This window comes from Streptomyces sp. SID14515, from assembly GCF_010548505.1.
Taxonomy (GTDB): Bacteria; Actinomycetota; Actinomycetes; order Streptomycetales; family Streptomycetaceae; genus Streptomyces; species Streptomyces caviscabies.
The window spans coordinates 60,322-82,625 of sequence record NZ_JAAGMH010000067.1 but is presented as its reverse complement, the minus strand read 5'-3'; the positions used below and the strand labels follow the sequence as shown (position 1 = coordinate 82,625).

Here is a 22,304-nt window from a genome sequence, read left to right as displayed (position 1 = left end):
GCGCCGGAGGTCTCCGTGCTCAGGGCCGCTCTCCGCGCTTGACCTGCGGCTTCGGAAGCCGCAGTCGGCGCATCTGGAGCGTGCGCATCAGGCCGTACGCCACGGCTCCGCGCTTCGGCGTGTCCGGGAAGCGCTCGCGCAGCTGCTTCTTCAGGCGCATCGACAGACCGATCGAGTCGATCACGATCAGGATGATCACGCCGAGCCAGAGCAGGAGCGAGATGCTCTGGATGTTCTGCACCTGGATCACGCTGAGGATCAGGATGATCACGGCGAGCGGCAGGAACCACTCGGCGATGCAGAAGCGCGAGTCCACGTAATCGCGGACGAAGCGCCTGACCGGGCCCTTGTCGCGGACCGGGAGATAGCGCTCGTCGCCCGACGCGAGCGCCTCACGCTGCCGGGCCAGGTCGGCGCGGCGCGCTTCGCGCTGGCGCTTCATGGCCGCCTTGCGGTCGGTCGGCGCGCTGGACGCGGCGCGTCGGCGCTGCGTCTGGGCCTCGCTGCGCTTGGGGGTGGGGCGACCCTTGGGAGCCTGCGGGTCGCGGGGCTGCTGGGAGAGGTCCGCCGTCACCTTGTCGGTGGGGGCCTTCTCTGTCTTGGCACGGCTACGGAACACAAAACCCAAGGGTACGGGGTCCCCGCGCGGGCCCGCGGACCCGGGCGGGAACGATCCGGCAACGGACGGCGTCCCCGGAAGTGTTCCGGCAGGTGGCGACGGGTGGAGACGGGTGGATACGGGCGTTAACCGCCCGTTCCGGAGTTCGTCATGGAGAGGTCCCGGGGCCTCACCTACACCCTGGGCGGGAGCGTTCGGCGGGTGCAGTCGTCCTTGGGGAGGAGCACATCGGCGTCCGAACAGTGCGGTAATAGAGGCAGGGCCCGTACTGTGGGTTCTATCGGGAGTGCTGGAGCTCAGTCCGTCAGAAGGGGGCGCGCGAAGCCCATGAGCGGTGTCATGAAGCGTATGGGGATGATCTTCCGCGCGAAGGCAAACAAGGCCCTTGACCGGGCCGAGGATCCGCGCGAGACCCTCGATTACTCGTACCAGAAGCAGCTGGAGCTGCTTCAGAAGGTGCGCCGCGGCGTCGCCGACGTGGCGACGTCCCGCAAGCGCCTGGAGCTGCAGCTGAACCAGCTGCAGGGCCAGTCGTCCAAGCTGGAGGACCAGGGCCGCAAGGCGCTGGCGCTGGGCCGCGAGGACCTGGCACGCGAAGCGCTCTCACGGCGCGCCGCCCTCCAGCAGCAGGTCACCGACCTGGAGACGCAGCACACCACGCTGCAGGGCGAGGAGGAGAAGCTCACCCTCGCGGCCCAGCGGCTGCAGGCCAAGGTCGACGCCTTCCGCACGAAGAAGGAGACCATCAAGGCCACCTACACGGCGGCGCAGGCCCAGACCCGGATCGGCGAGGCCTTCTCCGGCATCTCCGAGGAGATGGGCGACGTCGGCCTCGCGATCCAGCGGGCCGAGGACAAGACGCAGCAGCTCCAGGCGCGGGCCGGCGCCATCGACGAGCTGCTCGCCTCCGGCGCCCTGGACGACCCGACCGGCACGGCGAAGGACGACATCGCCGCCGAGCTGGACCGGATCTCCGGCGGCACGGACGTGGAGCTGGAGCTGCAGCGCATGAAGGCCGAGCTGGCCGGCGGCTCCTCTTCCTCGCAGCAGGCCATCGAGGGCGGCACGCAGGACAGCGCGCAGCAGTCGCAGCAGTCGTCCCCGCACAAGTTCGACAAGCAGTGAGGGCAGCGTCATGATCGTACGGATCATGGGGGAGGGCCAGGTCAAGCTGGCCGACAGTCACTTCGTCGAACTGAACGAGCTCGACGACGTCCTGCTCAAGGAGATGGAGAGCGGCGACGGCCCCGGCTTTCGCACGACTCTCCACGCGCTCCTGGACAAGGTGCGCGAGCTCGGCACTCCGCTGCCGGACGACTCCCTGGAGCCGTCCGAGCTGATCCTGCCGGCTCCCGACGCCACCCTCGAAGACGTACGCGCCATGCTCAGCGACGACGGCCTCATCCCCAACTGATTCCACGGGCCGGCCCCGGCGGGCCCGTGGAGCGGCCGCGTACCGTAGCTGAACGTGACCACCCTCTCGTCCGGCTTCGTGCGCGCCCGCCGCTGGCTCCGGGACCATCCGCTCGCGTTCGACGCGGCCCTGGCCCTCGGCGCCCTCGTCGCGATGATCTGCGGCTCCTTCGCCGACCCGGGCACCGGACACGGGCCGACCTTCGGCACCCGCACCCCCGAACCCCTCAGCGTCCTCCTGATGGTGCTCGCCGCCCTCGCCCTGGTCCTGCGGCGACGGCGCCCGATGGCGGTGCTCGCCGCCACCGGGCTCCTCTCGGCCACCGAGTACGTCCTGATGGACCCGCCCGCCCCGGTCGTGATGAGCACGGTCATCGCGCTCTACACCGTCGCCTCGCGCACCGACCGCCCCACCACCTGGCGGGTCGGACTGCTGACCATGGGCGGGCTCACCGCGGCCGCGATGGTCTTCGGCTCGACCCCCTGGTACAGCCAGGAGAACTTCGGCGTCTTCGCCTGGACCGGACTGGCCGGGGCCGCCGGGGACGCCGTACGCAGCAGGCGCGCGTTCGTCGACGCCATCCGGGAACGCGCCGAGCGGGCCGAGCGCACCCGTGAGGAGGAGGCCCGCCGCCGGGTCGCCGAGGAGCGGCTGCGCATCGCCCGGGACCTCCACGACGTCGTCGCCCACCACATCGCCCTGGTCAACGTCCAGGCCGGGGTCGCCGCCCACGTCATGGACAAGCGCCCGGACCAGGCCAAGGAAGCGCTCGCCCATGTCCGCGACGCCAGCCGCTCCGCACTCAACGAGCTCCGCGTCACCGTCGGCCTCCTGCGCCAGCAGGGCGACCCCGAGGCGCCCACCGAACCGGCCCCCGGGCTCGCCGTCCTCGGCGAGCTGGTCACCACCTTCCGCAACGCCGGGCTCCCCGTCGAGGTGGCCTGCGCCTACCGGGACCCGCTGCCCGCCGCCGTCGACCTGGCCGCCTACCGGGTCATCCAGGAGGCCCTGACCAACGTCCGCAAGCACGCGGGCGCCGGGGTCAAGGCCGAGGTGAGCGTCGTACGGGTGGGCGCCACCGCCGAGGTCACCGTGCTCGACAACGGCCGGGGGAGCGCCGCCCGGCCGGCCGGCTCCGGAGTGGCCGGCGGCACGGCCGACGACGGCCTGGACAGCGGCGGCCACGGCCTGGTCGGCATGCGCGAACGCGTCACCGCGCTCGGCGGCGCCCTCACCGCGGGGCCTCGCTACGGCGGCGGGTTCCGGGTCCATGCGATCCTTCCGGTCGAGGCCCGCACGGGTGAACCGGAGCGGCCGGGCACAGCGGGCGGGACGGGGATCCGCCGATGACCCAGCCAACGCCCGAAGCCGGGGAGGCGCCGATCAAGGTGCTGCTCGCCGACGACCAGGCGCTGCTGCGCAGCGCGTTCCGGGTGCTGGTGGACTCCGAGCCGGACATGGAGGTGGTCGGCGAGGCCGCCGACGGGGCCCAGGCGGTGGAGCTGGCCCGGGCCACGGGCGCCGACGTGGTGCTCATGGACATCCGGATGCCGGGCACCGACGGGCTCGCCGCGACCCGCATGATCAGCGCCGACCCGGAGCTGTCCGCGGTGCGGGTGGTCATGCTCACCACCTTCGAGGTCGACGAGTACGTGGTCCAGTCGCTGCGCGCCGGAGCCTCCGGCTTCCTCGGCAAGGGCGCGGAGCCGGACGAACTCCTCAACGCCATCCGGATCGCCGCCGCCGGCGAGGCGCTGCTCTCCCCGGCGGCGACCAAGGGGCTCATCGCCACGTTCCTGGCCCAGGGCGGCAACGCGGGGGAGGGGCCGGACAGCGCGGAGTACGCGGAGCGGCTGGCGGCGCTCACCGGCCGCGAACGCGAGGTGCTGGTGCAGGTCGCGGGCGGCCACTCCAACGACCGGATCGCCGAGCGGCTCGCGGTCAGCCCGCTCACCGTCAAGACCCATGTGAACCGGGCGATGGCGAAGCTGGGAGCCCGGGACCGGGCCCAATTGGTGGTAATCGCCTACGAATCGGGCCTGGTGCGTCCTCGCGCGGACTGACCGGGCGGCGGTACGGCGTACTTCGGCGTACTCCACCTGCGGTATGCGCGGCATAAGAAAGCAGCCCGGGGGGCGACGTTTCGGCGGCGCGCAGCGGAGATCGTAGGACTGGGCTGGAGGTGTCCCGCTTTTTCCCTCCCCGCCCCTCTGCCGCGTACGCCACAGAAGAGAGACCCACCCATGTCCTGGCTGTCCAGATTCAGCCTCGCGCAAAGGGCCCTGATCGGGCTGATCTCGATTGTCGCGCTGGTCTTCGGCGCGATAGCGATCCCGCAGCTCAAGCAGCAGCTGCTGCCGACCATCGAACTGCCGATGGTCTCGGTGCTGGCGCCCTACCAGGGTGCGTCTCCCGATGTGGTCGAGAAGCAGGTCGTCGAGCCCCTGGAGAACTCCCTCAAGGCCGTCGACGGCGTCGAGGGCATCACCTCCACCGCCAGCGAGGGCAACGCCCTCATCATGGCGACCTTCGACTTCGGCGACGAGGGCACCAAGCAGCTCGTCGCGGACATCCAGCAGGCGGTGAACCGGGCCCGCGCCCAGCTGCCCGACGGCGTCGACCCGCAGGTGGTCGCCGGTTCCACGGACGACATCCCGACCGTGGTCCTCGCCGTCACCTCCGACAAGGACCAGCAGCTCCTGGCCGACCAGCTCGACCGCACGGTCGTCCCGGCCCTCCAGGACATCGACGGCGTCGGCCAGGTCACGGTGGACGGGGTGTGGGACCTCCAGGTCTCCGTCGTCCCCGACGACCGGAAGCTCGCCGCGGCCGGTCTGAACGCGGGCACGCTCTCCCAGGCCCTCCAGGCGGGCGGCGCCACCCTGCCGGCCGGCTCCTTCTCCGAGTCCGGCAAGAGCCGCACCATCCAGGTCGGCGGCGCCTTCACCTCGCTGAAGCAGATCGAGGACCTCCAGGTCGTCGCCAAGGACCCGGCGGCAGGCCCGGGCGAGTCCGGCAAGCCGGTGCGCGTCGGTGACGTCGCCGAGGTGAAGCAGGAGCCGTCCACGGCGGTCTCCATCACCCGCACCAACGGCAAGCCGAGCCTCGCCGTGATGGCGACGATGGACAAGGACGGCAGCGCCGTCGCCATCTCGGACGCCGTCAAGGACAAGCTCCCCGACCTCCGCAAGGACCTCGGCGCCGGCGCCGAGCTGACGGTCGTCTCCGACCAGGGCCCCGCCGTCTCCAAGTCGATCTCGGGGCTGACCACGGAGGGCGCGCTCGGCCTGGCCTTCGCGGTCGTCGTGATCCTGGTCTTCCTCGCCTCGATCCGCTCGACGCTGGTCACCGCGGTCTCCATCCCGCTCTCCATCGTCCTCGCGCTGATCGTGCTCTGGACCCGCGACCTGTCGCTCAACATGCTCACCCTCGGCGCGCTCACCATCGCCATCGGCCGGGTCGTCGACGACTCGATCGTGGTCCTGGAGAACATCAAGCGTCACCTCGGCTACGGCGAGGACCGCCACGCGGCGATCATCACCGCGGTCAAGGAGGTCGCCGGAGCGGTCACCTCCGCCACCCTCACCACCGTCGCGGTCTTCCTGCCCATCGGTCTGGTCGGCGGCATGGTCGGCCAGCTCTTCGGCTCGTTCTCGCTGACCATCACCGCGGCCCTGCTGGCCTCCCTGGTGGTCTCGCTCACCGTCGTGCCGGTCCTGTCGTACTGGTTCCTGCGCGCGCCCAAGGGCACCCCCGAGGACGCGGCGGAAGCCCGCCGCCTCGCCGAGGAGAAGGAAGCGGCCAGCAGGCTCCAGCGGATCTACGTCCCGGTCCTGCGCTTCGCGACCCGCCGCCGTATCACCAGCCTCGTCATCGCCGTCGCCGTGCTCTTCGGCACCTTCGGGATGGTCCCGCTGCTGAAGACGAACTTCTTCGACGCCGGCGAGCAGGAGGTCCTGAGCGTCAAGCAGGAACTCACCCCCGGCACCAGCCTGGAGGCCGCCGACGAGGCGGCCCGCAAGGTCGAGAAGGTCCTCCAGGAGGACAAGGGCGTCAAGGACTACCAGGTCACCGTCGGCTCCTCCGGCTTCATGGCCGCCTTCGGCGGCGGCACCGGCGCCAACCAGGCCTCCTACCAGGTCACCCTGAAGGACGCCGCGGACTACGAGGACGCCCAGGACCGTATCGACGAGGCCCTCGGCAAGCTCGACGGCATCGGCGACACCACCATCGCCGCGGGCGACGGCTTCGGCTCCCAGGACCTGAGCGTCGTGGTCAAAGCCGCCGACGGCGACGTCCTGAAGAAGGCGGCCGAGGCCGTCCGCACCGAGGTCGCCACCATCAAGGACGTCACCGACGTCCAGAGCGACCTGGCGCAGAGCGTCCCGCGCATCTCCGCCACCGCCAACGACAAGGCGGCCGCCGCCGGATTCGACTCCGCCACCCTCGGCGGGATCGTCGCCGGAGCCGTACGCGGTACGCCCGCCGGCACCGCGACGCTGGACGACACCGAGCGCGACATCGTCATCCGCTCCTCCAAGCCGGCCGCCACCATGGCCGAGCTGAAGGCCCTGCCGCTCGGTCCGGTCAAGCTCGGTGACATCGCCGATGTGAAGGTCGTCCCCGGCCCGGTCTCGATGACCCGGATCGACGGACAGCGCTCGGCGACGATCACCGCCAAGCCTGTCAGCGACAACACCGGCGCGGTCAGCACCGAGCTCGCGAAGAAGATCGACGCGCTGGACCTCCCCGAGGGCGCCACCGCCACCATCGGCGGCGTCACCGAGGACCAGAACGAGGCCTTCGGCCAGCTCGGCCTCGCCATGCTGGCGGCCATCGCGATCGTCTTCATGCTGCTGGTGGCCACCTTCCGGTCGCTGATCCAGCCGCTGATCCTGTTGGTCTCCGTGCCGTTCGCGGCGACCGGCGCCCTGGCCCTCCTGCTCGTCACGGGCACCCCGCTGGGCATCCCCGCGATGATCGGCATGCTGATGCTCATCGGCATCGTGGTCACCAACGCGATCGTGCTGATCGACCTGATCAACCAGTACCGCGCCCAGGGCCTCGGCATCATGGAAGCCGTCATCGAGGGCGGCCGCCACCGCTTCCGCCCGATCCTGATGACGGCGCTCGCGACCATCTTCGCCCTGCTCCCGATGGCGCTCGGCGTCACCGGCGAGGGCGGCTTCATCTCGCAGCCGCTGGGCATCGTGGTTATCGGCGGTCTGATCAGCTCCACGCTGCTGACCCTGCTGCTCGTGCCGACGCTGTACGCGATGGTCGAGCTCCGCAAGGAGCGCCGCGCCAAGAAGAAGGCCGCCAAGCGCGCGGCCAAGGCGGGCGCGGCGGACCAGCCGGAGCCGGAGGAGGCCCGCGAGGCCGAACCCGCGCAGGCCTGACCCGACAGCCGGACAGAGAAGAGGGGCCTGCTCCACGCATCCGCGTGGGGCGGGCCCCTTCGGCGTACGGCAGGGTCTCAGGCGTAAGGCAGGGTCTCAGGCGTCCCCGCCCAGCGCCCGGATGATCCGGTGCCAGGTCGTCCCGTGCTGCTCGGGGAGCCGGACGCTCAGGGCGACCGTCTCCCGCACCAGCCGGGCCCGGGTCTCCTCCGGGGCCTTGTGCAGGAGCGCGGCGAGGTCGTCCGGCTCGAAGCCCTCGGTGGCCCCCGCGAGCACCAGCGCCACCTGGGCGTGGGTGAGCGAGGAGAGCCGGTCGCCGAAGACCTGCCCCTCGATGCCCCCGCCGTGCATCAGCGCGACGCCGTCCCCGGCCGCCAACGCCCGGTCCACGTACGCCTGCAGGGCCTCGCGGTCCTCGACGAGGCGGTACGCGGCGTCCAGGCCCTCGGTGCGGCCGATGTCGAGCATCGCGACATGGGCCAGCGGCGTGGCGTCGGGCGGCCGCACGGTCAGGAGGCGCGGGTGCTCCTCCAGATAGGCCCGCGACTCCTTCCAGTCCGCGCACTCCAGCCACTGGGCCAACTGCTCCTGCAGGATCAGCGGATCGTAGGCGGCGGTCACCCCGTGGACGAGGACCGCGTCGCGGAGCAGGGCGTGCTGCTGCGCACCGCGCGGGTGCAGGACCGCCAGCTCGTCCAGGGCCGTCGCAGCCTCCTCGCTGCCGAGGACATCGGCGTTGCGGGACCAGAAGTCGCGCGACCGGGGCCAGTTCGGCGCGAACATCCAGGCGCTGACGAGGTCCAGGGTCTTCGCCGACAGGGCGAGCCAGTCCGGCACGGGCGTGAAGGTCTCCTCCTCCCACGCCGTGCGCACCGCCGCGCTGTCACCGTACGCGCGCAGCGCCTGCCGGGCCCGTACGGTCACGGCGTCCGCGCCGCCGGTCGACTCCGCGTCCTCGTCGAGCCAGGTCACCAACTCGGTGACCCCGGTCGTGGGCCAGGGGGCGGGGCAGCGCAGCAGGAAGGCGCTCCGCTCGACGCCGAGCCGCCGGGCGGTCGCCGGTGCGGCCCCGGTGAACTCCTTGACGGTCTCGTCGAACTCCTCGACCGCCGCCGCGTGTTCGCCGGTACGGGCGAGCGCCCGGGCCAGGTCGTCGAGCGCGGAGACCAGCGAGGCGTCGGGGCCGCCGGGGAACTCCAGCGCCGCCGACCGGTGCAGGGCCAGCGCCTCCCGGAACGCCGCCACCGCCCCCTCGGCGTCCCCGCTCCGCTCCACGTACGTGCCGAGCATCTGGAGGGAGTCGGCCAGCTCGCCCAGGACGGCGTCGCCCTGTTCCCGCAGGAGTTCGACGGCCTCCCGCGCCGGGGCCGAGGCCTCCTTCGGCCCCTCGGCGCCGGCCAGGCTCCGGGCGAGGGTGCGCAGCGCGGCGGCGAGGCCCGGGCGGAAGGCCTCGGGTCGCTCCGCGACCAGCTCGCGGTGGAGGGCCACGCCTTCCCGCGCCACCCGGAGACCCGCCCCTGTGTCGCCCTCCTGGTTGAGGTGACCGGCGAAGCCGTCCATGGCCGCGGCCAGCTCCGGACGGAACTCGGGCCGCCGGGCGGCGAGCAGGCGGAAGCGGCCGCGCGCCTCGTGGGCCGCTTCGACCGCCCCGGAGGTGTCGCTCACGGCCGCCCGGTGGTGGCCGAGGGCGTGGAGGGCCGCGGCGAGCCGTGGAAGGAAGGCGTCCGGATCCTCCTCGGCGAGCCCCCGGAGGAGCCCGACCGCCTCCTCCGCCTGCGGCACGGCCGCCACGGTCTCCCCGGCACTCGCCAGCCGCGTGGCGTAGTTCAGGAGGTACTCCGCGAGCGCCGGGACGGACGCGCCCGGCTGGTTCTCCTCGACCAGCTCGCGCTGGAGCCGCACGGACTGCTGCGCGAACGGCACGGCGGCCGCCAGGTCCCCGGTCTCGGCCACGCGGTCGCCCAGCGCGCCCATGGTCAGGGCCAGTTCGGCCTGGAAGCCCCCGGGGCGCCGCATGCCGAGCTCGGCGTAGATCCGCGCGGCCTCCTTCGCCGGGGCCAGCGCGCCGGTGCGGTCGCCGGTGGCGGAGCGCCGGTTCGACAGCCGGTGCAGGGCCCGGGCCAGGGCGGGCAGACCGGTGGCGGGGTCCCGCTCGGCGGCGTCGCGCAGGTCGCGTACCTCTTGCTCGGCACGCGCCGACGCGTCGGCCTCCTCCGCAGGTGCCTCATCGCCCGAACCGGCCCCACGCGCCTCGTCGTCCACGCCCGCCCCACGGTCCTCGTCGTTCATGCCCGCCCCACCGTTCTCGCCGGCCCATCCGGTCAGCCTCATCGGTTCCGCCCGCGCGAAGATTCGCTGCGGTGAGTAGCAGCGTAGTTACGGGGTGGTGTCATCGGCTGCCGTATGGAAGAACCGGCCGGACCGGAACCCGCCCACCGGCACGCGAAAGCTCCGGCACACGAAAGCCCCGGCACACGGAAAGCCCCGGCACGCGAAGGCCCCGGCACGCCGACCTGCGGCATACCGGGGCTCCAGGCGCTCCCCGCGGCTCCCGGCGGGGGATCGGCGTCCGTTACGGCAGCGCCAGCATCCGCTCCAGGGCGAGCTTGGCGTACTTCTCCGTCTCCGGGTCGACCTCGATCCGGTTGACCAGCTTGCCCTCGGCCAGCGACTCCAGGGTCCAGACCAGGTGCGGCAGGTCGATGCGGTTCATCGTCGAGCAGAAGCAGACCGTCTTGTCGAGGAAGACGATCTCCTTGTCCTCCGCGGCGAAACGGTTCGCCAGGCGGCGGACCAGGTTCAGCTCCGTGCCGATGGCCCACTTCGAGCCGCGCGGGGCCGCCTCCAGGGCCTTGATGATGTACTCCGTCGAGCCCACGTAGTCCGCGGCGGCGACGACCTCGTGCTTGCACTCCGGGTGCACCAGCACGTTGACCCCGGGCATCCGCGCGCGGACGTCCTCGACCGACTCGACCGAGAAGCGGCCGTGGACCGAGCAGTGCCCGCGCCACAGGATCATCTTCGCGTCGCGCAGCTGCTCGGCGGTGAGGCCGCCGTTCGGCTTGTGCGGGTTGTAGAGGACGCAGTCCTCCAGGCTCAGCCCCATGTCCCGTACGGCCGTGTTGCGGCCCAGGTGCTGGTCGGGGAGGAAGAGGATCTTCTCGCCCTGCTCGAAGGCCCACTCCAGGGCCCGTTTCGCGTTCGAGGACGTACAGATCGTGCCGCCGTGCTTGCCGGTGAAGGCCTTGATGTCGGCGGAGGAGTTCATGTACGAGACGGGCACCACCTGATCGGCGACCCCGGCCTCCGTCAGCACGTCCCAGCATTCGGCGACCTGCTCGGCGGTGGCCATGTCGGCCATCGAGCAGCCGGCCGCCAGGTCGGGCAGCACGACCGCCTGGTCGTCCGTGGTCAGGATGTCGGCGGACTCGGCCATGAAGTGCACACCGCAGAAGACGATGTACTCCGCCTCCGGGCGCGCGGCCGCGTCGCGGGCCAGCTTGAACGAGTCGCCGGTGACGTCCGCGAACTGGATGACCTCGTCGCGCTGGTAGTGGTGGCCGAGGACGAACACTTTGTCCCCGAGCTTCTCCTTGGCGGCGCGGGCGCGCTCCACCAGGTCCGGGTCGGACGGCGAGGGGAGGTCGCCGGGGCATTCGACGCCGCGCTCGCTCCTCGGGTCGGCCTCGCGGCCGAGCAGCAGCAGCGCGAGGGGTGTCGGCTGTACGTCCAGGGGCTGGGCCGTGGTCACGTCACGCACCCTTTCTTCTCTGCGTTCTGCTCTGCGCTTCTGCGAACGCGCCTTTTCGTCTATTTGACGCTATCTATCATAGCCGCTTCGTGTCACTTTGACGATGCCGATAGCGTCGATGTGACGCATCCCCCGGGCGACCGGGTGTGCGAGCATGAAAAGGAACAGACAAGCGCTTGGCCCGGAATGAATCCGCGGCGCAGGCGGTTGAACCGTCGGCAAGCAGTCCGTACAACCCGGGAGAGAAGCAGATGTCCGTATCGGACGAGACCACCACCGTGAGCGACGGCATCCTCCTGTCCGACGCCGCCGCCGCCAAGGTCAAGGGCCTGCTGGAGCAGGAAGGCCGCGAGGACCTGGCGCTGCGCGTCGCCGTTCAGCCCGGCGGTTGCTCGGGCCTGCGCTACCAGCTCTTCTTCGACGAGCGTTCGCTCGACGGTGACGTCGTGAAGGACTTCGACGGCGTCAAGGTCGTCACCGACCGGATGAGCGCCCCGTACCTGGGCGGCGCCTCCATCGACTTCGTCGACACCATCGAGAAGCAGGGCTTCACGATCGACAACCCCAACGCCACCGGCTCCTGCGCCTGCGGCGACTCCTTCAGCTGAGCGCCGAAGGCGGGAACACACGGCGGCGGCCCCGGGAATCATTCCCGGGGCCGCCGCCGTGTGTACGTCCGCCTCAAGCCGTCGTCCGCGTCAGCCGCGCGGCACCGCACCGCCCGACGCCGCGTCGATCACCGTACGATCGCCCAGCGGCTTCTCCAGGGTCACCGTCCGGGTCAGCTCCTTGGCGATCATGATGCAGGCCTTCTTGCCCTCCTGCGGCTTCTCCGTGACGGAGATCCGGACCTGGCCGGCGCTCTCCTGGGCGCTCGCCGTGTACGTACTGCACACGCCGCCCCAGAAGGTCACCTCAAGGGTCCGTCCGTCCGCGCCGTACGAGGTCACCTTCCGGTCCCCGGAGGGCGTCGGGGTCTCCGGCTTCTCGATGAACTTCGGGTCCACGGCGACCTGGGTGACCGTGTGCTCCGGACCGCCCGGCGCCTGCCGGACCGTGAACAGCCAGGACGGCACCAGCGTCTGCCGGCCGTCCACATAGTTCAGCGCGAGGCCGAACACCGCGTCCTCGACCGTCTGCGTCACCGGGGCCCGCTTGCCGTTCGACGGCACGCACTGCGGATCCGACGGGGACTTCTGCTCACCCTCCAGCGGGACGGGTGTGGCGCAGCCGCCGATGTCACCGGAGGCGTCGCCCTTGCCCTTGTTCGCCGCGTTCAGCTGCTTCAGCGCCTCGTCCGCGCCGACCGTCGGGTAGGTGGCGCCCTTCTCCAGCGCCTTCAGATGCCCGCTGCCGCCGGTCACCTTGCCGTCCGGGCCCACCTGGACACCGGTCGACCAGCCGTACGTCGGGAGCCCGTCGATCTTCGGATCGGCGTTCACCACCCGGATGTCGCCCATCAGCTGGCCCGCGTTCAGCGCCGCGTCGTCCTGCCCGGCCGCCTTGAGCACCGGGACCGCGGCCGCCTTCGCCGCCTTCTCGCTCACCGGGTCGCCGCCCGGCTCCGCGGGCCCGTTCGCGCACATCTTCCCCGGCTCGCACGGCTCGGTGGGGGTGGTGCGGGCGAACGTCCAGGTGCCCGGCGCCTGCTTCGTCACCTTCAGGAGCGCGCCGGGGCCGTCCTCGTCGCCGACCACCCAGGACGTGCCCTCGGTGCGCGGCGAGCCCGGAATGCCCAGCGCCTTCGCCAGCCGGGCGACATCGGCCGACGCCACCGTGCCCTTCGCGTGGTGGACCGCCGCCTCGTCCGGGCCGTCCGGGAGGTCGCCCGCGGCCCGGTAGGTCACGGGCGGGCCGCCCGGATCCGGTTCGCCGGGGGCGATGCCCGGGGGAGGGGTGTCGGAGGACGAGGCGGCCCGGTCCGGGCCGTCCGCGGCGGCGTCCAGGGCCAGCGGCGGGGCCTCGCCCTTGGCCGCCGCACCGCTGTCCGCCCTGCCGCCGTCGCCCGAAGCGGTCGAGGCCCAGTACGCCCCGCCGCCCCCGGCCAGCAGCACGGCCGCGGCCACCGAGGCCACCGCGAGCGGCGGACGCCGCCGCCGGGGGCCGGTCACGTCGTTGTCGGGTCGCTCGGTGCTCACCGGATCGCTCCTTCGACTGCGTTGCCGTCGCGGTGCCTACCGCGTGCCCCCGGACGGGGACACCGGTGGGACGGAGCAGAGGAGCGTGCGGTTCCCACGGCCGGGCGCGGCCCGGACGCGGGTGCCGTACGGATTCCGCCGGAACCCGCGACGAAAGGGCCGAAACATGGTGCGGTCCGGCCCGGCCGGGTCCGCCCTCAGTCGCCGTACTCGGACATCGCGTCGATCAGCCGCGCCGACGAGGGCGGCACCGTCACCCCGTTGATCAGGGACGGCTTCACCGGAACGGGTGCGCTCTTCACGGGCGCCGTCCAGTGCGGAGCCATCCGCGCGCAGTCTCCGCGCAGTGCGGCCAGGCTCAAATCCGACTCGGGCAATGCGGTGTGCTTCGACATATCCGCACCGTAACCACGGTCGAGCTCAGGTAGAAAGCCCTACTATCGGGTAGTTTTCCCTTTTCCCGGCCGTCGGCTCACCCGGTAGCGTGAACTGTCACGTCGTCCCGGAGGGCGCACTCACGGCCCTTCGCCTTCCGCAGGAGTAGCCTCCCCGTGCGTATTGCAGTCACCGGCTCGATCGCCACCGACCACCTCATGACCTTCCCCGGCCGCTTCGCCGACCAGCTGGTCGCGGATCAGCTGCACACGGTCTCCCTGTCCTTCCTGGTCGACAACCTCGATGTGCGCCGGGGCGGTGTCGCCGCCAACATCTGCTTCGGGATGGGCCTGCTCGGCACCCGCCCGATCCTGGTCGGCGCCGCCGGATCCGACTTCGACGAGTACCGCGCATGGCTCGACCGGCACGGCGTCGAGACCGGTTCGGTCCGTATCTCCGAGGTACTGCACACCGCCCGCTTCGTCTGCACCACCGACGCCGACCACAACCAGATCGGCTCCTTCTACACGGGCGCGATGAGCGAGGCCCGCCTCATCGAGCTCAAGAGCGTCGCCGACCGCGTCGGCGGCCTCGACCTCGTCTCCATCGGCGCCGACGACCCCGAGGCGATGCTCCGCCACACCGAGGAGTGCCGCTCCCGGAACATCCCGTTCGCCGCCGACTTCTCGCAGCAGATCGCGCGGATGGACGGCGACGAGATCCGCATCCTCCTCGACGGCGCCACCTACCTCTTCTCCAACGAGTACGAGAAGGGGCTCATCGAGTCCAAGACCGGCTGGAGCGACGAGGAGATCCTCGCCAAGGTCGGCCACCGTGTCACCACCCTCGGCGCCCGCGGTGTCCGGATCGAGCGGGTCGGCGAGCCGGTCATCGAGGTCGGCTGCCCCGAGGAGGACACCAAGGCCGACCCCACCGGCGTCGGCGACGCCTTCCGGGCCGGCTTCCTCTCCGGCCTCGCCTGGGGCGTCGGCCTGGAGCGCGCCGCCCAGGTCGGCTGCATGCTCGCCACCCTGGTCATCGAGACGGTCGGCACCCAGGAGTACACCCTGCGCCGCACCCACTTCATGGACCGCTTCACCAAGGCGTACGGCCATGAGGCCGCCGCCGAGGTCCGCCAGCACCTGGCCTGATCAGGCGAGCCGGCGGACCACATAGGCCGAGCCGCGGTCCGCCGGCTCCTCGCCCACGTACTCCTGGCCCCGCATCTCGCACCAGGCCGGGATGTCCAGGCGCGCCGCCTCGTCGTCGGCGAGCACCGTCACCGTGGCGCCCACCGCTACCTCTCCGATCACCTTTGCGAGTTCGATCACCGGGATCGGGCAGCGGCGGCCCAGCGCGTCGACCACCAGCGACGCGGCGGGACCGGGGGAGGGGGGCGCGGTCACCGGGGCCCCGAGCCGCTCCCGTACCTCCGCGACCACCTCCGGCAGGACCTCCAGGAAGCGGTCCACGTCCGCCCCGGCCGTGCCCGGCGGCAGCGAGACCCGGACGTTCCCCTCCGAGAGCACCCCCATCGCCTTGAGCACATGGCTCGGGGTCAGCGTGCTGCTCGTGCAGGACGAACCGGACGATACGGAGAATTCCCTCCGGTCCAGCTCATGCAGCAGGGTCTCCCCGTCGACATAGAGACAGGAGAAGGTGACCAGATGCGGCAGCCGCCGCTCCGGATCGCCCACCACCTCGACATCGGGCACGCGCTCGGCCACCACCGACCGGATCCGGTCCACCAGGGCCCGCAGCCGCACCGACTCCGCCGCCGCCTCGTCCCGTACCGCGCGCAGCGAGGCCGCCGCCGCCACGATCGCCGGCAGGTTCTCGAACCCCGGCACCCGCCCCGACTCCCGCTCCCCGGCCGGGCCTTGGGGTGCGAAGCGCACCCCCTTGCGGACCGCGAGCAGCCCGACCCCGGCCGGACCGCCCCACTTGTGCGCGCTCGCCGTCAGCAGCGACCAGCCCGCCGGGACCGGCCCCCAGCCGAGCGACTGGGCCGCGTCCACCAGCAGCGGCACCCCGGCCTCCGCACAGCGCGCGGCGACCTCGGCCACCGGCTGCTCGGTGCCCACCTCGTGGTTGGCCGACTGGAGGCAGGCCAGCGCGGTGTCGGCCCGCAGCGCCCCGCCGAACACCGCCGGGTCCACCGCCCCGGACCGCTCCACCGGGACCTCGGTGAACGAGCCGCCCGCCGCCTCGTGGGCCGCCGCCGAATGGAGTACCGACGAGTGTTCGACCGCGGAGAGGGCCAGATGGCGGCCGACACGCCGACGCCCCGAAAGAGCCCCGGCAATTCCCGCGTGCACCGCCGTCGTCCCGGAGGAGGTGAAGACCAGCTCGTCCGGGCGGCATCCGACGGCCTCCGCGGCGGCCTCGCGGGCCGCGTCCAGCAGCAGCCGGGCCCGCCGCCCCTCCCGGTACAGCCGGGCGGGATCGGCCCAGCCCTCGTCGAGCGCGGCAAGCAGCGCCTGGCGTGCGACGGGGTGCAGGGGGGCGGCGGAGGCGGCATCGAAGTAGGGCACCCCGCCACGCTAGCCCGCACCCGGCCCCACCTCGGCGGGGGCCGCCCCTTCCGGGCAGGCGAGTGGCCGTCAGATGAGGGCCGGAGGGCAGGATTCCATCCGCAGGGGGTGTCGGGCGGCGCGTTGGGCACCCTCCCCGCGCGACCCCAAATAGCGTCCAGTAGGGTTTGGTCCGCATAAACATCCAAACCCCTGCCCGCGTCAGGGCCGGCGACCGACCAGAGACATACGGGCGCGCCGACCGTGCGGGCGAGACTCTCGGGAAGGCGCTACGTGAGTCCCAACGGCTCCGACCGCTCGTCGCGGCGCCCGATGCGGCGGAAGCTGCCGCAGGTGCTGACTGCGGGCCTGGTCCTGGCGACGGCCTCCGGTTGTTCATACAACTGGGAGGATTTCCCCCGCCTCGGAATGCCCACTCCGGTTACGGAAGAGGCCCCTCGGATCCTCTCCCTCTGGCAAGGCTCGTGGGCGGCAGCGCTCGTCACGGGTGTCCTTGTCTGGGGACTGATCCTCTGGAGCGTCTTCTTCCACCGGCGTAGCCGGACCAAGGTGGAGGTACCTCCGCAGACCAGGTACAACATGCCCATCGAGGCGTTGTACACAGTGGTTCCCCTCATCATCGTCTCGGTGCTCTTCTACTTCACCGCGCGTGATGAGTCGAAGCTCCTCGAGCTCTCCGAAAAGCCCGCCCACACCATCAACGTGGTCGGCTTCCAGTGGAGCTGGGGCTTCAACTACATCGAGAAGGTGGACGGCCAGCCCGCGGCGGGCCCCGAGCTCCCCAAGGAACTCGACGCCATCCCCGACCGGTTCCGCAAGGACTTCCCCGAGGGCGCCGGCGGCGTCTACGACGTGGGCATCCCCGGGACCCGCAACCCGCAGAACGGCAACCCGGGTCCGACCCTGTGGCTGCCGAAGGGTGAGAAGGTCCGCTTCGTCCTCACTTCGCGTGACGTCATCCACTCCTTCTGGGTGGTGCCGTTCCTCATGAAGCAGGACGTCATCCCGGGCCACACCAACGCGTTCGAGGTCACTCCCAACCGGGAGGGCACCTTCATGGGCAAGTGCGCCGAGCTCTGTGGCGCCGACCACTCCCGGATGCTCTTCAACGTCAAGGTCGTCTCCCCGGAGCGTTACCAGCAGCACCTCAAGGAGCTGGCTGAGAAGGGTCAGACGGGCTACGTGCCGGCAGGCATCGCGCAGACCGACCCGGCCAGGAATGCGGAGAAGAACCAACTGTGAGCATCCTCAACGAACCTCAGGGTGCCGCTCCGGCAGACGACTCGTACGAGGACGAGCTGCCCGTGCGGCGCAAGCAGCCGGGAAACATCGTCGTGAAGTGGTTGACCACCACTGACCACAAGACGATCGGTACGCTCTACCTGGTCACCTCGTTCGTGTTCTTCTGCATCGGCGGACTGATGGCGCTCTTCATGCGCGCCGAGCTGGCCCGTCCGGGTACGCAGATCATGTCGAACGAGCAGTTCAACCAGGCGTTCACGATGCACGGCACGATCATGCTGCTGATGTTCGCGACGCCGCTGTTCGCCGGATTCGCGAACTGGATCATGCCGCTGCAGATCGGCGCGCCCGACGTGGCGTTCCCGCGGCTGAACATGTTCGCGTACTGGCTGTACCTCTTCGGCTCGCTCATCGCGGTGGCGGGCTTCCTCACCCCGCAGGGCGCGGCCGACTTCGGCTGGTTCGCCTACTCCCCGCTCTCGGACGCGGTCCGTTCGCCGGGCGTCGGCGCCGACATGTGGATCATGGGTCTGGCCTTCTCCGGCTTCGGCACGATCCTCGGTTCGGTCAACTTCATCACCACGATCATCTGCATGCGCGCACCCGGCATGACGATGTTCCGCATGCCGATCTTCACCTGGAACGTCCTGCTGACCGGTGTCCTGGTCCTGCTGGCCTTCCCGGTCCTCGCCGCCGCGCTCTTCGCGCTGGAGGCCGACCGAAAATTCGGCGCGCATGTCTTCGACGCGGCCAATGGCGGCGCATTGCTCTGGCAACACCTCTTCTGGTTCTTCGGCCATCCAGAGGTGTACATCATCGCCCTACCATTCTTCGGAATCATTTCCGAGGTCATCCCGGTATTCAGCCGCAAGCCGATGTTCGGCTACATCGGTCTGATCTCCGCGACGATCGCCATCGCCGGCCTTTCCGTGACGGTGTGGGCGCACCACATGTACGTCACGGGCGGTGTGCTGTTGCCGTTCTTCTCGTTCATGACGTTCCTCATCGCCGTACCGACAGGCGTGAAGTTCTTCAACTGGATCGGCACGATGTGGAAGGGGTCGTTGTCCTTCGAGACACCGATGCTCTGGGCCGTCGGCTTCCTGATCACCTTCACCTTCGGTGGTCTGACCGGCGTCATCCTCGCCTCGCCCCCGATGGACTTCCACGTCTCGGACTCGTACTTCGTCGTCGCGCACTTCCACTACGTCATCTTCGGCACCGTGGTCTTCGCGATGTTCTCCGGATTCCACTTCTGGTGGCCGAAGTTCACCGGCAAGATGCTGGACGAGCGGCTCGGCAAGATCACGTTCTGGACGCTGTTCGTGGGCTTCCACGGCACGTTCCTGGTGCAGCACTGGCTCGGTGCCGAGGGCATGCCGCGTCGTTACGCGGACTATCTCGACGCCGACGGCTTCACCGCGCTGAACACGATCTCCACGATCTCCTCGTTCCTGCTCGGCCTGTCGATGCTGCCGTTCTTCTACAACGTGTGGAAGACCGCCAAGTACGGCAAGAAGATCGAGGTCGACGACCCGTGGGGTTACGGCCGTTCGCTGGAGTGGGCGACCTCCTGCCCGCCGCCGCGGCACAACTTCCTCACCCTGCCGCGGATCCGTTCCGAATCCCCGGCGTTCGACCTGCACCACCCGGAGATCACGGCGCTCGAACAGCTCGACCACCTCTCCGAGTCGGACAAGGCCCTCGCCGGCGGCAAGGAGGCAGGCAAGTGAAGATCCAGGGACAGATGTTCATCTGGCTGAGCGTCTTCATCCTCGCCATGGCCGCCGTGTACGGCCTGTGGTCGAAGGAGCCGGTCGGCACCACGGCGCTCTTCCTGGCCTTCGGGCTGTCCATCATGATCGGCTTCTACCTGGCCTTCACGGCCAACCGGGTCGACGCGATGGCCCAGGACAACAAGGAAGCCGACGTCGCCGACGAAGCGGGCGAGCTGGGGTTCTTCTCCCCGCACAGCTGGCAGCCGCTCTCCCTGGCGGTCGGCGGAGCCTTCGCCTTCATGGGCGTCGTCTTCGGCTGGTGGCTCCTGTACTTCTCCGCCCCCCTGCTCCTGGTCGGCCTCTTCGGCTGGGTCTTCGAGTACTACCGGGGCGAGAACCGCACCCAGTGACACCGCACTACGTGCCACCGCTCAGCCGGTGACACGCGCTACACCAGGAAAGGCCCGCATCGCCGAAAGCGACGCGGGCCTTTCGCTCGTTCGGAGTCACTGAACGCGCTGGAACGGATGAATCTTCTTAGCGTGGACCGCATGAACCACACGCCGCGCATCCGCACCGTAGTGAGCTGCACCCTGCTGGTCGTGACCCTCGTCGCGGGTGCGACCGCCTGTGGCTCGCCCGACGGCCACCCGCTCTCCACGAAGCCTTACGACGCGGGCGACCAGGTCTCCTTCAACGGCCCCTCCAAGAAGGAGAAGGCCGACCCCGACAAGCCCCTGGAAGTCACCGTCAAGGGTGACGACGGGCGCATCACCGACGTCAGCGCCGTGGACACCGGCGGCCGCCACCTCGCGGGAGAGCTCTCCGCCGACGGGAAGCGCTGGCGCTCCACCGCGCCGCTCGCGGCCGGCACCGGATACACCGTCAGGGTCGCCACGGAGAACAGCGACGGCGCCCCAGGCGTCCGTACGCTCTCCTTCGGCACCTCCTCGCCCAAGAAGCTGCTGAAGGTCTCCTTCGGCCCGCAGGCGGGCACCTACGGCGTCGGACAGCCCATCACGGCGGAACTCAGCGCTCCGATCACCGACAAGGCGGCCAGGGCCACCGTGGAGCGCGCCCTGAAGGTCCGCTCCACCCCGGCCGTCACCGGCTCCTGGTACTGGGTCGACGACAAGAAGCTGCACTTCCGCCCGAAGGAGTACTGGCCCGCGAACGCCTCCATCGAGGTGCGCTCCAACCTGGCGGGCATCAAGGTGACCAACGCCCTCTACGGAGCCGAGGCCAAGCCCCTGAAGCTCGCCACGGGCGACCGGATCGAGGCCGTCACCGACGCCTCGGACCACTCCATGACGGTGTACCGCAACGGAGAAGTGATCAACACCATTCCGGTCACCACCGGCAAGCCCGGCTTCTCCACCCGCAACGGGGTCAAGGTGGTGCTCGCCAAGGAGCAGTTCGTACGCATGCGCGGCGAGAGCATCGGCATCGCGGCCGGCTCGTCGGAGTCGTACGACCTGCCGGTCTACTGGGCCACCCGGGTGACCTGGAGCGGCGAGTACGTCCACGCCGCCCCCTGGTCCACGGGCTCCCAGGGCAACGCCAACGTCAGCCACGGCTGCACCGGCATGAGCACCGGCAACGCCGAATGGTTCTTCGACACCGTGCGCGAGGGTGACATCGTCAAGGTCGTCGGCAGCGCCGGCGAGGACATGGACCCGTTCGGCAACGGGTTCGGCGACTGGAACCTCTCCTGGGAGAAGTGGCAGAAGGGCAGCGCCCTGAACGAAGGGGCGCCGGACAGCCCGCAGACACTCCAGGCCGCCCGACTGCGTCCCCACGTCTGACCCGGGCCGGGGGTGCCCGCTGCGCGGAACGTCCCTCAGCGGGGCACAGGGGCCGCTCAGGCCTCCACGGCGAGCCGGTGGCGCAGCAGCGCCGCCAGCGCGTCGGCGAACTCCACCGGGTCCACCGGGAGCGTCACAGCGGCCTCCGCACGGCTCCAGGTGGCCAGCCACGCGTCCTGCGGGCGGCCGATCAGCAGGAGCACCGGCGGGCAGCGGAAGATCTCGTCCTTGATCTGGCGGCAGACGCCCATGCCGCCGATGGGAGCCGTCTCGCCGTCCAGCACACAGACGTCGACGCCGCCGCCGTCCAGCGCCTTCAGGACGGCCGGGAGCGTCGCGCACTCCAGGAACTCCACCGGTGGAACGTCCGCGGCAGGCCTGCGACCGGCTGCCAGCCTCACCTGCTCGCGGATGTTGGCGTCGTCGCTGTAGACCAGGACCGTGGCGGTCGCCTGCATTGTTCCTCCGTGACATCGACGTCGTCGGGGCTCTCGGGGCATGAACCGATGCGCGGATCGTACTCCGCCCGACCGGCCGTCAGCACCGGTAATGACGACGATTCGATGGGCCGTTCGGCGCAGGGCACGACCCCTGCAGACGGTACGGACACACCGAACGGCACCCCCCGGGGTGAGGGCGGGATAAGCGACCGACATAATGTCGGTCGTGGCGACAGCAACGACAGTAGAAACCGGGCACGCGCACCCGTCGGTCAATCGGCCGAACCTCACCAGCGTCGGAACCATCATCTGGTTGAGTTCCGAGCTGATGTTCTTCGCGGCCCTCTTCGCGATGTACTTCACCCTGCGATCGGTGATGGGACCCGATTACTGGAAGGAGATGGCCGGCCATCTGAACTTCCCGTTCTCGGCGACGAACACCACGATCCTGGTGCTCTCCTCACTCACCTGCCAGCTCGGCGTCTTCGCCGCCGAGCGGGGCGATGTGAAGAAGCTCCGCACCTGGTTCATCATCACGTTCGTGATGGGTGCGATCTTCATCGGCGGCCAGGTCCTGGAGTACACCGAGCTGGTCAAGGACGCGGGGCTCTCCCTCTCGTCCGACCCGTACGGCTCGGTGTTCTACCTGACCACCGGCTTCCACGGTCTGCACGTGACAGGCGGTCTCATCGCCTTCCTGCTGGTCCTCGGCAGAACGTACGCGGCCAAGAGGTTCACCCACGATCAGGCCACCGCCGCCATCGTCGTGTCCTACTACTGGCACTTCGTCGATGTCGTATGGATCGGCCTGTTCGCAACGATCTACATGATCAAGTAACCGGGACTCGCACCCGCCCACCATCGACGCA

19 protein-coding genes are annotated in these 22,304 nt (G+C 70.5%); 12 read left to right on the top strand and 7 right to left on the bottom strand.

Annotated elements, in window-relative coordinates:
* Positions 1-19: 19 nt before the first annotated feature.
* Positions 20-619, bottom strand: coding sequence for a DUF3043 domain-containing protein (locus G3I54_RS13240; RefSeq protein WP_164614319.1), 600 nt, complete (start codon positions 617-619; stop codon positions 20-22).
* Positions 620-958: 339 nt separating this feature from the next.
* Here G3I54_RS13240 and G3I54_RS13235 point away from each other — a divergent pair, with 339 nt between their 5' ends.
* From G3I54_RS13235 to G3I54_RS13215, 5 genes are all read left to right on the top strand, one after another.
* Positions 959-1,744, top strand: a complete 786-nt coding sequence (locus tag G3I54_RS13235; RefSeq protein WP_164614317.1) for a PspA/IM30 family protein — start codon at positions 959-961, stop codon at positions 1,742-1,744.
* 10 nt (positions 1,745-1,754) lie between these two features.
* Positions 1,755-2,033: a hypothetical protein gene (locus tag G3I54_RS13230; protein ID WP_006123934.1), complete on the top strand. Its 279-nt coding sequence runs from the start codon at positions 1,755-1,757 to the stop codon at positions 2,031-2,033.
* Between the two features lie 54 nt (positions 2,034-2,087).
* On the top strand, positions 2,088-3,383 hold the full coding sequence (locus G3I54_RS13225) for a histidine kinase (protein ID WP_164614315.1): 1,296 nt from the start codon (positions 2,088-2,090) through the stop codon (positions 3,381-3,383).
* Positions 3,380-4,096, top strand: coding sequence for a response regulator transcription factor (locus G3I54_RS13220; RefSeq protein ID WP_164614313.1), 717 nt, complete (start codon positions 3,380-3,382; stop codon positions 4,094-4,096). The genes G3I54_RS13225 and G3I54_RS13220 overlap by 4 nt, the downstream gene beginning before the upstream one ends.
* 180 nt (positions 4,097-4,276) lie before the next feature.
* Positions 4,277-7,432 carry an efflux RND transporter permease subunit gene (locus G3I54_RS13215; RefSeq protein WP_164614311.1) on the top strand — a complete coding sequence of 1,052 codons (3,156 nt, stop codon included), beginning with the start codon at positions 4,277-4,279 and terminating at the stop codon, positions 7,430-7,432.
* 96 nt (positions 7,433-7,528) lie between these two features.
* Here the strand turns inward: G3I54_RS13215 and G3I54_RS13210 are convergent, their stop codons facing one another.
* Entirely contained in the window at positions 7,529-9,721 is a 2,193-nt protein-coding gene (locus tag G3I54_RS13210; protein WP_164614309.1) for a tetratricopeptide repeat protein, read from the bottom strand.
* A gap of 283 nt (positions 9,722-10,004) precedes the next feature.
* Positions 10,005-11,192, bottom strand: coding sequence for a quinolinate synthase NadA (nadA, locus tag G3I54_RS13205; RefSeq protein WP_343240327.1), 1,188 nt, complete (start codon positions 11,190-11,192; stop codon positions 10,005-10,007).
* 242 nt (positions 11,193-11,434) lie between these two features.
* Between nadA and G3I54_RS13200 the strand changes: the two genes are divergently transcribed.
* On the top strand, positions 11,435-11,791 hold the full coding sequence (locus tag G3I54_RS13200; RefSeq protein ID WP_003969624.1) for an iron-sulfur cluster assembly accessory protein: 357 nt from the start codon (positions 11,435-11,437) through the stop codon (positions 11,789-11,791).
* 90 nt (positions 11,792-11,881) lie between these two features.
* Here G3I54_RS13200 and G3I54_RS13195 read toward each other — a convergent pair whose 3' ends face one another.
* The gene (locus G3I54_RS13195; RefSeq protein WP_164614305.1) at positions 11,882-13,321 is read right to left on the bottom strand and encodes a hypothetical protein; all 1,440 of its coding nucleotides are present in this window, start codon (positions 13,319-13,321) and stop codon (positions 11,882-11,884) included.
* A gap of 197 nt (positions 13,322-13,518) precedes the next feature.
* Positions 13,519-13,716 carry a hypothetical protein gene (locus G3I54_RS13190; protein WP_164614303.1) on the bottom strand — a complete coding sequence of 66 codons (198 nt, stop codon included), beginning with the start codon at positions 13,714-13,716 and terminating at the stop codon, positions 13,519-13,521.
* A 156-nt stretch (positions 13,717-13,872) separates the two neighbouring features.
* Here G3I54_RS13190 and G3I54_RS13185 point away from each other — a divergent pair, with 156 nt between their 5' ends.
* On the top strand, positions 13,873-14,847 hold the full coding sequence (locus tag G3I54_RS13185; protein ID WP_164614301.1) for a carbohydrate kinase family protein: 975 nt from the start codon (positions 13,873-13,875) through the stop codon (positions 14,845-14,847).
* Here the strand turns inward: G3I54_RS13185 and G3I54_RS13180 are convergent, their stop codons facing one another.
* A complete protein-coding gene (locus G3I54_RS13180) occupies positions 14,848-16,230 on the bottom strand; it encodes a cysteine desulfurase/sulfurtransferase TusA family protein (RefSeq protein WP_164614299.1) in 1,383 nt (460 codons plus the stop codon).
* A 273-nt stretch (positions 16,231-16,503) separates the two neighbouring features.
* Here G3I54_RS13180 and coxB point away from each other — a divergent pair, with 273 nt between their 5' ends.
* The 4 genes from coxB to G3I54_RS13160 all read left to right on the top strand — a co-directional run bounded on the left by coxB (position 16,504) and on the right by G3I54_RS13160 (position 20,995).
* Positions 16,504-17,472, top strand: a complete 969-nt coding sequence (coxB, locus tag G3I54_RS13175; protein WP_164614339.1) for a cytochrome c oxidase subunit II — start codon at positions 16,504-16,506, stop codon at positions 17,470-17,472.
* The gene (gene ctaD, locus G3I54_RS13170) at positions 17,469-19,205 is read left to right on the top strand and encodes a cytochrome c oxidase subunit I (protein ID WP_164614297.1); all 1,737 of its coding nucleotides are present in this window, start codon (positions 17,469-17,471) and stop codon (positions 19,203-19,205) included. The genes coxB and ctaD overlap by 4 nt, the downstream gene beginning before the upstream one ends.
* Positions 19,202-19,600 carry a cytochrome c oxidase subunit 4 gene (locus tag G3I54_RS13165; protein WP_164614295.1) on the top strand — a complete coding sequence of 133 codons (399 nt, stop codon included), beginning with the start codon at positions 19,202-19,204 and terminating at the stop codon, positions 19,598-19,600. The genes ctaD and G3I54_RS13165 overlap by 4 nt, the downstream gene beginning before the upstream one ends.
* A gap of 141 nt (positions 19,601-19,741) precedes the next feature.
* Positions 19,742-20,995: an Ig-like domain-containing protein gene (locus G3I54_RS13160; RefSeq protein WP_164614293.1), complete on the top strand. Its 1,254-nt coding sequence runs from the start codon at positions 19,742-19,744 to the stop codon at positions 20,993-20,995.
* A gap of 56 nt (positions 20,996-21,051) precedes the next feature.
* Here the strand turns inward: G3I54_RS13160 and G3I54_RS13155 are convergent, their stop codons facing one another.
* The gene (locus G3I54_RS13155) at positions 21,052-21,453 is read right to left on the bottom strand and encodes a response regulator transcription factor (RefSeq protein ID WP_164614290.1); all 402 of its coding nucleotides are present in this window, start codon (positions 21,451-21,453) and stop codon (positions 21,052-21,054) included.
* Positions 21,454-21,652: 199 nt separating this feature from the next.
* On the opposite strand from G3I54_RS13155, the gene G3I54_RS13150 reads away from it, so the two are divergent.
* Positions 21,653-22,273 (top strand): heme-copper oxidase subunit III, encoded by a 621-nt coding sequence (locus tag G3I54_RS13150; protein ID WP_030086558.1) that lies wholly within the window; start codon positions 21,653-21,655, stop codon positions 22,271-22,273.
* The last annotated feature ends 31 nt before the right edge of the window (positions 22,274-22,304 follow it).

What these genes read in the sequence shown, in the direction of transcription:
- G3I54_RS13215 (WP_164614311.1), top strand. Translation starts at nt 4,277, where the DNA reads ATGTCCTGGCTGTCCAGATTCAGCCTCGCGCAAAGGGCCCTGATCGGG.
- G3I54_RS13200 (WP_003969624.1), top strand. Translation starts at nt 11,435, where the DNA reads ATGTCCGTATCGGACGAGACCACCACCGTGAGCGACGGCATCCTCCTG.
- G3I54_RS13235 (WP_164614317.1), top strand. Translation starts at nt 959, where the DNA reads ATGAAGCGTATGGGGATGATCTTCCGCGCGAAGGCAAACAAGGCCCTT.
- G3I54_RS13230 (WP_006123934.1), top strand. Translation starts at nt 1,755, where the DNA reads ATGATCGTACGGATCATGGGGGAGGGCCAGGTCAAGCTGGCCGACAGT.
- G3I54_RS13160 (WP_164614293.1), top strand. Translation starts at nt 19,742, where the DNA reads ATGAACCACACGCCGCGCATCCGCACCGTAGTGAGCTGCACCCTGCTG.
- G3I54_RS13220 (WP_164614313.1), top strand. Translation starts at nt 3,380, where the DNA reads ATGACCCAGCCAACGCCCGAAGCCGGGGAGGCGCCGATCAAGGTGCTG.
- G3I54_RS13155 (WP_164614290.1), bottom strand. Translation starts at nt 21,453, where the DNA reads ATGCAGGCGACCGCCACGGTCCTGGTCTACAGCGACGACGCCAACATC.
- G3I54_RS13150 (WP_030086558.1), top strand. Translation starts at nt 21,653, where the DNA reads ATGTCGGTCGTGGCGACAGCAACGACAGTAGAAACCGGGCACGCGCAC.
- G3I54_RS13210 (WP_164614309.1), bottom strand. Translation starts at nt 9,721, where the DNA reads ATGAACGACGAGGACCGTGGGGCGGGCGTGGACGACGAGGCGCGTGGG.
- G3I54_RS13190 (WP_164614303.1), bottom strand. Translation starts at nt 13,716, where the DNA reads ATGTCGAAGCACACCGCATTGCCCGAGTCGGATTTGAGCCTGGCCGCA.